General features: G+C 65.0%; 14 protein-coding genes. 10 read left to right on the forward strand and 4 right to left on the reverse strand.

Annotated features, from left to right (window positions below; all coding sequences use genetic code 11):
• Positions 1-52: 52 nt before the first annotated feature.
• Together clpS and ASC68_RS14430 are read left to right on the forward strand one after the other, a co-directional pair.
• On the forward strand, positions 53-361 hold the full coding sequence (gene clpS / locus ASC68_RS14425) for an ATP-dependent Clp protease adapter ClpS (protein WP_055880490.1): 309 nt from the start codon (positions 53-55) through the stop codon (positions 359-361).
• Positions 362-700: 339 nt separating this feature from the next.
• Positions 701-1,534, forward strand: a complete 834-nt coding sequence (locus tag ASC68_RS14430; protein ID WP_082528176.1) for a ChaN family lipoprotein — start codon at positions 701-703, stop codon at positions 1,532-1,534.
• Positions 1,535-1,657: 123 nt separating this feature from the next.
• On the opposite strand, the gene ASC68_RS14435 is transcribed toward ASC68_RS14430, so the two are convergent.
• Positions 1,658-2,140, reverse strand: coding sequence for an SRPBCC family protein (locus ASC68_RS14435; protein WP_055880492.1), 483 nt, complete (start codon positions 2,138-2,140; stop codon positions 1,658-1,660).
• A gap of 143 nt (positions 2,141-2,283) precedes the next feature.
• Positions 2,284-3,345 (reverse strand): SH3 domain-containing protein, encoded by a 1,062-nt coding sequence (locus ASC68_RS14440; protein ID WP_055880494.1) that lies wholly within the window; start codon positions 3,343-3,345, stop codon positions 2,284-2,286.
• 213 nt (positions 3,346-3,558) lie between these two features.
• Here ASC68_RS14440 and ASC68_RS14445 point away from each other — a divergent pair, with 213 nt between their 5' ends.
• Complete coding sequence (locus tag ASC68_RS14445) at positions 3,559-4,068, forward strand: hypothetical protein (protein WP_055880496.1); 510 nt, start codon at positions 3,559-3,561, stop codon at positions 4,066-4,068.
• A 66-nt stretch (positions 4,069-4,134) separates the two neighbouring features.
• Entirely contained in the window at positions 4,135-4,719 is a 585-nt protein-coding gene (locus tag ASC68_RS14450; protein WP_055880498.1) for an NADPH-dependent FMN reductase, read from the forward strand.
• On the opposite strand, the gene ASC68_RS14455 is transcribed toward ASC68_RS14450, so the two are convergent.
• Positions 4,720-5,001, reverse strand: coding sequence for a DUF2277 domain-containing protein (locus ASC68_RS14455; protein WP_055880501.1), 282 nt, complete (start codon positions 4,999-5,001; stop codon positions 4,720-4,722).
• Positions 5,002-5,247: 246 nt separating this feature from the next.
• Here ASC68_RS14455 and ASC68_RS14460 point away from each other — a divergent pair, with 246 nt between their 5' ends.
• From ASC68_RS14460 to carB, 3 genes are all read left to right on the forward strand, one after another.
• Positions 5,248-5,460, forward strand: coding sequence for a hypothetical protein (locus ASC68_RS14460; RefSeq protein ID WP_055880504.1), 213 nt, complete (start codon positions 5,248-5,250; stop codon positions 5,458-5,460).
• 40 nt (positions 5,461-5,500) lie between these two features.
• A complete protein-coding gene (locus ASC68_RS14465; RefSeq protein WP_055881254.1) occupies positions 5,501-6,154 on the forward strand; it encodes a DUF2161 family putative PD-(D/E)XK-type phosphodiesterase in 654 nt (217 codons plus the stop codon).
• Positions 6,155-6,367: 213 nt separating this feature from the next.
• Entirely contained in the window at positions 6,368-9,691 is a 3,324-nt protein-coding gene (gene carB / locus ASC68_RS14470; protein ID WP_055880507.1) for a carbamoyl-phosphate synthase large subunit, read from the forward strand.
• A gap of 104 nt (positions 9,692-9,795) precedes the next feature.
• Here the strand turns inward: carB and ASC68_RS14475 are convergent, their stop codons facing one another.
• The gene (locus tag ASC68_RS14475; protein ID WP_156384692.1) at positions 9,796-10,224 is read right to left on the reverse strand and encodes a hypothetical protein; all 429 of its coding nucleotides are present in this window, start codon (positions 10,222-10,224) and stop codon (positions 9,796-9,798) included.
• Between the two features lie 119 nt (positions 10,225-10,343).
• On the opposite strand from ASC68_RS14475, the gene ASC68_RS14480 reads away from it, so the two are divergent.
• From ASC68_RS14480 to ASC68_RS14490, 3 genes are all read left to right on the forward strand, one after another.
• Positions 10,344-10,892, forward strand: coding sequence for a hypothetical protein (locus ASC68_RS14480; protein WP_055880512.1), 549 nt, complete (start codon positions 10,344-10,346; stop codon positions 10,890-10,892).
• A 225-nt stretch (positions 10,893-11,117) separates the two neighbouring features.
• Entirely contained in the window at positions 11,118-11,756 is a 639-nt protein-coding gene (catB, locus tag ASC68_RS14485) for a type B chloramphenicol O-acetyltransferase (RefSeq protein ID WP_055880515.1), read from the forward strand.
• A 67-nt stretch (positions 11,757-11,823) separates the two neighbouring features.
• Positions 11,824-12,621, forward strand: a complete 798-nt coding sequence (locus tag ASC68_RS14490; protein ID WP_055880518.1) for a nucleotidyltransferase domain-containing protein — start codon at positions 11,824-11,826, stop codon at positions 12,619-12,621.
• Positions 12,622-12,653: the final 32 nt, after the last annotated feature.

Here is a 12,653-nt window from a genome sequence, read left to right on the forward strand (position 1 = left end):
GTCCAACCGAAAGGGTGCGGGGCCGGTTAGGCTGCACTATATTGTCAGCACCATGGCCAACGACACCGACACCAAGCCGCGTACCAGGACCGCACCCAAGGTGGCGCGCCCGCCGCTGCACAAAGTCATCCTGCTCAACGACGATTTCACGCCACGGGAATTCGTGGTCCGTGTGCTCAAGGCCGAGTTCCGCATTACCGAGGACCAGGCGCATCGCATCATGATCACCGCCCACACCAAGGGCTCGTGCGTCGTCGCGGTGTTCACCCAGGAGATCGCCGAGACCAAGGCAACGCGCGCCACCGAGATGGCCCGCAACGAGGGCTACCCGCTGCTCTTCACCACCGAGCCGGAAGAGTAGAACATTTCGCCGGCGAAGCCGATTGGGGCTCGATCCGGACCTGCCCACCGGGTGTCATCCGAGCTTTCGCCCCATGGGTGACGCCGGGTATGCGAACCGACGCTCCGCAAGTCCCCCAAACTCGGTGTCATCCCCGCGAAAGTGGGGAACCCCGTTTGCGATCGTGCAAAGGCCAAAAAGACAGTGGTTCCGCTTTCGCGGGAATGACCCGGTGGGTGGGGTACGACCGTAACTTAGCGCCTGTGAGCGACCGGTTGACCGGTCGTCCGGCAGCGGCTACCACCCGCTCAGCAAGCCAGCATCTGCCAGCCAGCGCCCCCGAACCGCACGAGAGCTGGCATGGCTGATACGACCACCCCCACGATTTCCATCACCCCGGGCACCTGGCTCGATCCGCGCACTGCCGAACCCATCGCGCACCCGCAGTTGATGCGCCACCTGGCGCTGCAGCAGGTGGTGTTGCTCGGCGAGACCCACGATCGCTTCGACGTGCATCGCTGGCAGCTGCACGTCGCCGCCGGCATCATGGCGTACCGCTCCGATATCGCGCTCGGCTTCGAGATGTTTCCGCGCCGCCTGCAGCCGGTGCTCGATGCCTTCATCGCCGGCGCCTTCGCTACCACCACCGATTTCCTCGAGGCCGCCGAATGGACCGAAGTCTGGCGCTTCGATCCTTCCCTCTACCTGCCGCTGTTCCAGTTCTGCCGGCAATTCCGCCTGCCCATGCTGGCGCTCAACTGCCACCGCCCGCTGGTCACCCGCGTCGGCAAGGAAGGCTGGGACGCTATCCCGGTCGATGAACGCGACGGCCTCACCCCGGCGCGTCCGGCGCTGCCTGCCTATCGCGACTATCTGAGCCGCTTTGCTGGTCCCGCGAGCCGCTCGCGCGACGCGATGACCTCCGACCGGTTCGTCCGCGCCCAGCAGACCTGGGATCGCGCCTTCGCCTGCAACATCGCCCGCGCCCTCGATGGCCCGGCCGCGCCGCTGGTGATCGGCATTATCGGCCGCGGCCATCTCGAATATGGCTACGGCACGCCCTACCAGCTGGCCGATCTCGGCGTCGACCGCGTCTCGATCGCCCTGCCCACCGACGGACCGTTCGATCCGCTGCGCGAAGCCAACATCGCCGACGCGCTGTTCCGGCTGCCTGGGGCAGTGAATAGCGAATAGCGAGTAGCGAGTAGCGAGTAGCGAGTAGCGAGTAGCGAGTAGCGAGTAGCGAGTAGCGAGTAGCGAAAGGGGTTGCCAGGGCTCGTTGTCACGGCAACCCCTCCTATTCGCTATTCGCTTTGCCTAGTGCGCCTTCAGCACTTCCTCGAGCTGCTCGGTCACCATGCCCCAGCCTTCGTGAAAGCCCATCTGCTCATGGGCCGCCTTGTCCTCGGCGTTCCAATGCTGGCAGCGGGCGATGTAACGGGTCTTGCCGCCGATATCCTCGAAGGTCAGGGTCACCGTCATGAACGGCTTCTCGCTGGCCTGCCAGTCGCCGGTATAGGCGTCGGTGAACACCAGCTTCCGGTTCGGCACCACCTCGAGATACTGGCCTGGGTTGGGATACTCGGTGCCGTTCTCGTCGGCCATCACCACCAGCGTGCTGCCGCCCGGCCGCACATCGGTCACCACCTTCGGCGTCGTCCACGGCCGCGGCGCGAACCACTTCTTCATCAGTACCGGGTCGGTCCAGCCACGGTAGACCTGCTCCACCGGGGCATCGATGATGCGGGCCAGCACCAGCTGGTTGTCGTTGTCGGGAGTGATATCGAGCTTCGTGGTCATTTTGGTTTCCTCGGTTCGAACTGCCTGTTCGACTTCACGACGAAGCACGCCAGCCGGAATCGACAGCCGCGACGAAAAACTTCAGAAAAAAGCGAGGGGCCCGGAGATGCCTCCGGGCCCCTCGCCGTTCATTGACGGTCGTTTCAGTTCGACCAGGTGGTGTAGCCAAGCTTCATCGTGGTGCCGACAAAACCGTTGACGCGGAACTGAGAGATCCGGCCCTGGTTGGTCCTGGCGCACACATAGGTGCCCGGCGGGATATCGGCGAGCGGCACGCGTGCGGTCGAGAAGCTCTCCTCGAAACACCCCTCATAGCCGCGGTTCGAACCGTCGCCGACGGCGATCGACGCGCCGTTCTGCGGCGTAATGTACTTCTCCACCGCCGTCTCGGCTTCGTACCAGATGTCGGTGCCTGCCCCCCCGACATTGCCGTTGTCGAGGTTGGCGGTATAGGTCTGCATCAGCTCGATCGGGCCGGTCGAGAACGTGTCCGGCACTTCCGGCGGCTCGGGCGGCTCCGGCATCGGCGGGGCGCCGACATAGACCGCGAGCGACGAAGCCTTGTTGTTGATCGAGTTATGCAGCACGTCGGTATCGCCGGTGATAGTCCGGCAATAGCCACCTAGGTTGGGGTCTTCGCACAGCTTCGCCTTGGCGCCGCCGAACAGCTGCACCGACGAGATCTTGTTGTTGAAGGTGCCGTTGAGCGCGTTGCGGGTTCCAAGCGCGACGCAGAGATCATCGCCGCCGAAATTGCTGCCGACATAGAAGCAGGCGCCGGGGTCTTCCTCGGGCTCGGGTTCCGGTTCGGGAGCCGGGCCCGGACCTGCGTCGTCGCCGCAATTGATCGACATGCTCGGCCCGCTCGGCGTCATGGTGAAGCCGAAGCTGCAATCCGGATTGGAGCCAGCCCCCTCTTCGACCGGCTCTTCCTCGTCGTCCTCGACGCTGGTCAGGAAGGTGGCGCTGACCCAGCCGTCGGGGCCGTCATGCTCGATGAAGCAGAAATTCGATGGCGCACACTCGGTGACATTGACCACCTCGCCGGCGGTCAACTGATCGACGATACCGAAGGTCTTGCCCGGTCCGGTGCGCACATTGACCGGTGATTTGGCTGCGGCCTCCACGGCGAGCGCCGCGGTGCTGCAGACCAGCAGGCTCGCCGCAATCATGGCGGCGGCAGCCATAGCCCGTTTGATGGTCATTTCCCTCATCCCTCTCCTCTGCGGGGAATGCGTTTCCCTGCATACGGCAGCAAGACAAGCGTTCCGGCGGCTGAACCCGCCGTGAATGCTGATGTTTCGGGCCGTTCATCCCAGCTTCATCGCGTTCTCGCAAAACTCCGCGAGCCCCTCCCGCAACCTTAGCCGCCGCGCTACCGTTGCTTTCACCGAAACGCCCGATTCCGGAGATGCCTAATGCTGCGCCTGCCGACGAGCCTCAAGGTCCTCGCCCTCGCATCCGTCCTCGCCCTGCCCGTCGCCCTGCCGGCTGTCGCCGGTCCGGCAGAGAATGCGCTCCTCGCCAAATACGAGGGAAACTGGCGCGGCAGCGGCAAGGTCACCGGCCCCGACCCCGGCACGGTGGTCTGCCGCCTGACCTTCAAGGCAGCAAGCGCCGGCAAGCTCACCTATTCCGGCCGCTGCTCGTTCGGCGGCTCGGGCGCAGCCAGCTTCCGCGGCAGCATGGTCTACAACGACGCGACCAAGCGCTTCGAAGCCTCGTCTTCAGCGCAGGGCGCCAACACCACCACCGTGGGCAAGCGGGCGGGCAGCACCATCGTCTTCGCCTCGGCCGGCATCAAAACCAGCTATGGCCTTGCCTCTTCGGTGATGACGCTGAGCGGCAGCAGCATCAAGCTGGGCTTCACCCTGGTCGACAAGAAGGGCCAGACCACCGCCTCAGCCATCAGCTTCAAGAAGAGCTGAGCCGCTCCGGCGGTTGAACCGCCCGGCGCGCCCGCGCGTTGTCCTCGGTTTACCGAGGAGCAGCAGATGCGCGACGTGAAGGTCGGATACCTGATCGGCAGCCTCGCCAAGGCGTCGATCAACCGCAAACTGGCCAAGGCGCTGGTGCGCCTTGCGCCCGACGAGATGCAGCTGACCGAGATCGGCTTCGCCGATCTCCCGCTTTACAGCTATGATTACGACGCCGACTTTCCGCCGGCCGCCCGCGCCTTCAAGGCCGCGCTCGCCGATGCCGAAGCGGTGCTGTTCGTTACCCCCGAATACAACCGCTCGATCCCCGGCGGGCTGAAGAATGCCATCGACTGGGCCAGCCGCCCCTGGGGCCAGAACTCTTTCGCCCGCAAGCCCACTGCCATTATCGGCACTTCGCCTGGCGCCATCGGCACCGCGGTCGCCCAGCAGAGCCTGAGGAGCGTCATGGCCTTCTGCAACTCGCCGCTGATGAATTCGATCGAGGCCTACATCCAGTTCAAGCCCGGCCTGATCACCGACGATGGCGACGTCACCAACGAAGCGACCGCCGAGTTTCTCCGCAACTACATGGCCGAGTTCTACGGCTTCATCGAGCGCGTCTACACCGCCATCCCGCGCCCGCACAGTCCGGCGGTCTAGTTACGCCTCGACCCGCGGCGCATACCTGAGCTTCGCCTTTTCCCGCGCCCGCGCGATCAGCACCTCGCGGTCGCGCTTGGGCGCGTCGGTCTCAAGTTCTTTCAGCAACCGCTTCACCACCCGCTCGATGTCGGCGACAGCGTCGTCGAAGGCTGCCTCGTTGGCCTTTGATGGGTGCGTGTAGCCCGAAATCTTGCGCACGAACTGCAGCGCTGCGTCATGCATTTCGTTCTTGCTGGCCGGCGGCTCGAAGTTGAACAGCGGCTTGATGTTGCGGCACATGGCACCCGTCTCCCTATACGATGGCGAGCCGAAGGCTCGCACCTCGCGCGAACCTCGACAAGGCTTTGCCCTCACCCGTCCACCTAGGTAGTCGCTGCAGCGCCGACAAGTTCGACACCCTTCCGCCCGGGTGTGGCCACCAGACCTCGCAACTTTTTTCTCCGGCACTGTCGATCCGCCTCTCGCTCGCTCGTCATGAAGTCGAACGGCCACTCAGCCGGATGTCGAAACCGAGGAGAGATCGAAATGAGCCTGCTGTCCGTCGCCCACCAGGACGCCCCGCGTTCCAGCCTTGCCGCCGTTGCCCTACGTGCCCTGGCCTCGAGCTTTATCGCCTGGCGCGCCCAGCGCGCCCGCCGGCTGGCCATGCTCAGCCTGCTGGAAATAGATGCCTGGCGTCTCGACGATCTCGGCATCAGCATCGATGCCGTCAGGGACGCGCTCGACGCCCGCCATTGAGCTAACATCGGCGCCGAGAATCATACTCGGACGCCCTGCCCTGGAAACCACCCTCTACCCGCCTGTGAAGAGCTTCCTCGAGGCCGCCGGCTACGCTGTCAAAGGCGAGGTCGGCGGTTGCGACCTGGTCGGGCTGCTCGAAGGGGAGCCGCCGCTGGTAGTGATCTGTGAGCTGAAGCAGGCCTTCAATCTCGAGCTGGTGCTGCAGGCCGTCGATCGGCAGGCCCAGAGCGACGAAGTCTGGATCGCCGCCCGCACCTCCTTGACCGGCAAGGGCCGCGAGCGCGACCGCCGCTTCCGCGATCTCTGCCGCCGCCTCGGCCTCGGCATGCTCGGCGTCAGCGCTGCCGACGATGTCGAGATCATCGTCAGCCCGCTCGCGCCGATGCCGAAAAAGAACACGCGCAAGCGCAACCGCCTGGTCGAGGAACATCGCCGCCGCAAGGGCGACCCCACTTCCGGCGGCAGCACGCGGCAGCCGATCATGACCGCCTATCGGCAGCAGGCCCTCGCCTGTGCCGCGGCGCTGCAGGCCGGCCCGCTGCGTCCGCGCGACCTCAAGACCACCACCCCGATCGCCGCGAAGATTCTCCTGCACAATGTCTATGGCTGGTTCGACCGCATCGATCGCGGCGTTTACGGACTGAGCGACGCCGGCGCCGAGGCACTGAAGCGCTGGCCCGTTGAGGCCTGATCGCTAGCGGCCGCGACAACTTGCACACGCTTCGTTCGCGCTGGGGGTTCCCTTCCCCCACCGCTTCGGTTACAGGACGCGCCTAGCCCACAGAGTCTGCCGCCCAAGCCCGCGCCGCCGCCGCGCGTCTTTCCGCGCGCGCAATGCTGAGGCCCGAGAAGTTGCAGGACTTTTCGGACAAGCCGAAGCGCAAATGAGAACCGAGAGCCAGAGATGCCAAAACGCACCGACATCAAATCGATCCTCATCATCGGTGCGGGTCCGATCATCATCGGCCAGGCCTGCGAGTTCGATTACTCCGGCACCCAGGCGTGTAAGGCGCTGAAGGACGAGGGCTACCGGATCATCCTGGTGAACTCCAATCCGGCGACGATCATGACCGATCCGGACCTGGCCGACGCCACTTACGTCGAGCCGATCACCCCCGAGATCGTCGCCAAGATCATCGAGAAGGAGCGCCCCGACGCGCTGCTCCCGACCATGGGCGGCCAGACGGCGCTCAACTGCGCCCTCAGCCTCAAGAAGATGGGCATCCTCGACAAGTACAACGTCGAAATGATCGGCGCCGATGCCGAGGCCATCGACAAGGCCGAGGACCGCGAGCTGTTCCGCGACGCCATGAAGAAGATCGGGCTCGAAACCCCGCGCTCCATGCTCGCCCACAACACCATCGAGGCGCTGCAGGCGCTCGAGGTGATTGGCCTGCCCTGCATCATCCGCCCCAGCTTCACGCTGGGCGGCACCGGCGGCGGCATCGCCTATAACAAGGAAGAATATCTCGCCATCGTCGAGACCGGCGTCGACGCCTCGCCCACCGATGAAGTGCTGATCGAGGAGAGCGTGCTCGGCTGGAAAGAGTACGAGATGGAAGTCGTTCGCGACAAGAACGACAACTGCATCATCATCTGCTCGATCGAGAACCTCGATCCGATGGGCGTCCATACCGGCGATTCCATCACTGTCGCGCCGGCCCTGACGCTGACCGACAAAGAGTACCAGATCATGCGCGACGCCTCGATCGCGGTGCTGCGCGAGATCGGCGTCGAGACCGGTGGTTCGAACGTGCAGTTCGCCATCAACCCGGCCGATGGCCGGATGATCGTCATCGAGATGAACCCGCGCGTCTCGCGTTCGTCCGCCCTCGCCTCGAAGGCCACCGGCTTCCCGATCGCCAAGGTCGCCGCCCGCCTCGCCGTCGGCTACACCCTCGACGAACTCGAGAACGACATCACCGGCGGCGCCACCCCGGCTTCGTTCGAACCGACCATCGACTACGTCGTCACCAAAATCCCGCGCTTCGCCTTCGAAAAATTCCCCGGCGCCGATAACCGCCTGACCACTTCGATGAAGTCGGTCGGCGAAGCCATGGCCATCGGCCGCACCTTCCAGGAATCGCTGCAGAAGGCGCTGCGCTCGCTCGAAACCGGCCTTACCGGTCTCAACGAGATCGGCATCCCCGGCTTCGCCACCGGCGCGCCGGAAGACGACAACGAGAACGCGGTGTTCGCCGCCATCTCCACCCCGACGCCGCAGCGCCTGCTGCATGTCGCCGAAGCCATGCGGCTCGGCTATAGCCTCGAAGACATCCACGATGCGTCCAAGATCGATCCGTGGTTCCTCGAAGAAATCCACGGCCTGGTCCAGACCGAAAAGAAGGTCCGTGAGCTCGGCCTGCCCGACACCGCCGGCGCACTGCGCAGCCTCAAGGCCATGGGCTTTTCCGATCGCCGTCTCGCCGACCTCGCCGGCAAGCAGGCCAAGGAGGTGCGGGCACTACGCAAGTCGCTCGGCGTTCGTCCGGTCTATAAGCGCATCGACACCTCGGCGGCCGAGTTCGCCTCGCCCACTGCCTACATGTATTCGACCTATGAGGCGCCGTTCAACGGCCAGCCCGACGACGAGGCGCGTCCCTCGGACCGGAAGAAAGTGGTGATCCTCGGCGGCGGCCCGAACCGCATCGGCCAGGGCATCGAGTTCGATTATTGCTGCTGCCATGCCGCCTTCGCGCTGGCCGATGCCGGCTACGAGACCATCATGGTCAACTGCAACCCGGAAACCGTTTCGACCGACTACGACACCTCGGATCGCCTCTATTTCGAGCCGCTCACCGAGGAAGACGTCATCGAGATCCTCGAGACCGAAAAGCAGAACGGTACGCTACACGGCGTCATCGTGCAGTTCGGCGGCCAGACCCCGCTGAACCTCGCCGACGCGGTTGAGAAGGCTGGCGTGCCGATCCTCGGCACCCAGCCCGGCTCGATCGACCTGGCCGAAGACCGCGACCTGTTCAGTAAACTGATCTCGCGCCTCGACCTGACCCAGCCCAAGAACGGCATCGCCTACTCGCTCGAGCAGGCCCGCCTCGTCGCCGAGCGCCTGGGCTACCCGCTGGTGATCCGCCCGTCCTACGTGCTGGGTGGTCGCGCCATGGCCATCGTCCACTCGCCCAACGAGTTCGAGCGCTATGTGCAGGATACCCTCACCGGCCTCGTACCGCCGGATATCCTGATCCGCTACCCCAACGACAAGACCGGCCAGATCAACTCGGTGCTCTCCGATAACCCGCTGCTGTTTGACGGCTACCTGAGCCGCGCCATCGAGATCGACGTCGATTGCCTCAGCGACGGCAAGGACGTGTTCGTCTGCGGCATCATGGAGCATATCGAGGAAGCCGGCATTCACTCCGGCGACTCGGCCTGCTCGTTGCCGCCGCAGCACCTCTCCGACGAGGTCATCACCGAGCTGAAGCGCCAGACCCGCGAACTGGCGCTGGCCCTCAAGGTCGGCGGCCTGATGAACGTTCAGTATGCGCTCAAGGACGGCACCATCTACATCCTCGAAGTGAACCCGCGCGCCTCGCGCACGGTGCCCTTCGTCGCCAAGGTGATCGGTGAGCCGATCGCCAAAATCGCCTCGCGCGTCATGGCCGGCGAGAGCCTTGCGAGCTTCAACCTGGTTGAGAAGAAGCTGAACCACGTGGCGGTGAAGGAAGCGGTTTTCCCGTTCAACCGCTTCCCCGGCGTCGACACTGTGCTCGGCCCGGAGATGAAGTCGACCGGCGAAGTCATCGGACTCGACACCAACTACCCGATCGCCTTCGCCAAGTCGCAGCTCGGCGCCGGCTCGAAAGTGCCGCGCGAGGGCACGGTGTTCGTCTCGGTCCGCGACGACGACAAGCCGCTGATCCTCGAGTTCTGCCGCCATCTCGAGCATGCAGGATTCAAGCTCGTCGCCACTTCCGGCACCCATAAATACCTGGTCGAGAACGGCATCGCCGCGACCAAGGTCAACAAGGTGCTGGAAGGCCGCCCGCATATCGTCGACTCGATGAAGAACGGCGGCGTGCAGCTGGTGATCAACACCACCGATGGCGCCAAGTCGATCTCGGACAGCCGCGACATCCGCCGCACCGCGCTGATGGGCAAGATCCCCTATTACACCACCATCCCGGGCGCCGTGGCGGCCGTGGAAGGCATCATCGCCTACCGCGAAGGCAACCTGCAGGTTCGCCCGCTGCAGAGCTACTTCGCCGCCTGAGCCGCCAAACCGTCAGTCGTCTCTCCCTCCCCCTTGTGGGGAGGGATCAAGGGTGGGGGTGGCCACACGCTCGGACCACGGGGCAGTGCCTAGCAGCCTGATCCTCACTCTCCGGGGTGAACGAGGCACTGGATCGGCGAATAGAACGGGGGCGCGAGGATCGTCCCCATTCCGGTCTTCGGGTCGAACGCCAGCACCGCATCATTGGGCGCGCCGCCATCGCCCATTTCTGATTTGAGCCCGACGCCGGTGACGATTTCGTAAGCGCCCGACACCTGGCGCGTCCCCGGCCCGCTCCAGCACAGCGCCTCGCCGCATACCGTGAAGCGATCGTAGCCGTCGATCGCCACGGTCAGGATCGCCTCATCCATCACCTCGCACGCTGCATCGGCGCAGGCGACGCGCAGCAGCTCGGCATTGGAGCAGGTGTAAGACGTCGCGGCGAGCGCAGGCGTGCCAGCCAAGGCGAGCGCACCAGCCGAGGCAGCGATCATCCGCAATAGCTGGCAATGCCCAGCAGCATAGGTCGGCACTGGGACAACCTCCGTGTTCCTTGCATCGGTCGACCGTCGATGGCCCGACCGTCTTCATCCTGAGCATTCGTCCGACAACCTTAGCAAATCTGCAGCCGTCGTCGGCTAGATCTCCTCCCATGCAGTGGTGGATCAATCTCTTCGGCCCGATCACAGCGGGGCTCGCTGGCGCGGCGGCAACCGGCCTGCTGGTACGCGCCCTGTTTCGGCCGTCGCCCGAGCGCCACGGCTGGCGTCGGATCGCACCAAGCGGCATGCATTGGTCCGGCATCGTCCTGGGCGCGGGGCTTGTCTGCCTGATGCTCTATGTTCGTCTCTTCGTCGGGTCGGCGCGAGCCGACGCGGAAAACCAGATGCAGATTCTGACCTGGCTGATCCTCGCCTTCGCGCTGTGCGTGCTGACCGGCGTGGCGACAATTCGCTCCGTAGTGCGCACCGATGTCCGTTGGCGCGGCACCAGTCTCGACTACGCCGGGGCGAACGGCAGCCGGATCACCAAGGACCTCGCGCAGGTGGTAGGAATGCAGCGGCGCTGGACCGGCAACATCCTGATCGGCTTTGCCGATGGCGATGTGCTCAAGCTCGACGGTTACGCCTCCGGTGTCAGTGACCTGTGCGCCCGCATCATCGAGATCGACGAACGGCTGGCGGCCGAGATGCCTTTGTGAGGTGCACGAGGCCGGCTGTTTGACACCGCCTCGTCCATCACCTAGACCCGGCCCATCATGAAGCTGGCAGACCGAACCACCTCCATCGCGTCGCGCGCCTGATCGGCGTGGCGATGTTGCTGCCCCCGGCGCGTCGCGCCGGGTGAGTGCGGCTGCTCATTCTCCACAACCACATGGCTTGAAGCGTCCGCCTGTGCGGCGCCGGCCATCTATCGAGACAGCATCATGACCAATTATTTCGAAAGCCCGTTCAAGGGCATCCGGCTCGACGAGCAGGTGACCAACCCCAATATCCGGGTCGGCCGCTTCAGCTATTATTCCGGCTATTACCACGGCCACAGCTTCGATGATTGCGCCCGCTACCTGATGCCGGACCGCACCGATGTCGACCGCCTGATCATCGGCAGCTTCTGCTCCATCGGCTCGGGCGCCGCCTTCATCATGGCGGGCAACCAGGGCCACCGCAACGACTGGGTCAGCACCTTCCCGTTCCACTACATGCCGGAGATTGCGGCCTTTGCCGGCGCCGCCGACGGCTTCGCGCCGGCCGGTGACACCGTCATCGGCAACGATGTGTGGATCGGCTCGGAGGCGATCATCATGCCCGGCATCACCATCGGCCACGGCGCCCTGATCGGCACCCGGGCGCTGGTGACCAAGGACGTCGAGCCCTACACCATCGTCGGCGGCAATCCGGCCAAGCCGATCCGCAAGCGCTTCGCCGAGGCGGAGATCGCCATGCTGCTCGAAATGCACTGGTGGGATTGGACCGACGAACAACTCGCCGGGGCGATGCCGCTGTTCACCTCGAACCGCATCGCGGATCTTCATGTATATTGGCAGTCCAAAATACTGACAAGATAAACATAGGTCTTCTGGACCGCTCGACCTCCCTCTCTCAATACTGCGAAAACCAGTGGGAGAGGACGTCATGGACCAGAAAACCTTGATTGCGCGGGTCGCCGACAGCTTTGGCGGCGATCCGCGCATCGCGGCGCTGTTCCTCTCGGGCAGCTTCGGCACCGGCACCGCCGACGCGTTCAGCGATGTCGACCTGCTCGCCATCGCCGACCCTGCCGAGCACGAGGCGCTTGCAGCCGACTGGCGCAAGACGCTCGAGACCATTGCCCCGATCGTCCACTACAACCGCCTGCCGCACGCCCTGGTGCTCAACGCCATCACCGATGACTGGCTGCGCATCGACCTGCATATCGCCAGCCCCGAGCATCTCGCCAACACGGCGCAGGACTGCCTGAAACCACTGGTCGATCGCGACAACCTCCATGCCACGCTCCGCCCCGAGACGCCCGAGCCCGCCCGCAACCCAGGGCGCCTCGGCTGGATGGTCGGCGAGTTCATCCGCATCCTCGGCCTGACGCCGGTGGCCATCGGTCGCGGCGAAGTCGAACTGATGACCGTCGGCAACACCTTCCTCCGCCGCTTCCTCACTGACCTCCTGACCATCGAGGTCAACCCGCGCATTCCCGGCGGCATGCTGCATCTGAGCCGCGTGCTGGATCCCGAGCGCATGGCCGTGCTGGCCGCGGCGCCCCTGCCGCAACTCACCGCCGACTCCGCTATCGCGTCGAACCTCGCTCTTGCCCGCACCTTCATGCCGCGTGCCAAAACCCTGTGCGCCTCGCTCGGCGTCGAGTGGCCCAGCGCCTTCGAAGCCGCCACCCGCCGCAACCTGCAGCGCGCCCTCCCCGGCCGCAGCATCGACTGGTAGCCGCAACCGGCGCATAGTGACGACACTGCCCG

Origin of the sequence: Devosia sp. Root105 (assembly GCF_001424865.1) — a bacterium.
Lineage (GTDB): Bacteria > Pseudomonadota > Alphaproteobacteria > Rhizobiales > Devosiaceae > Devosia_A.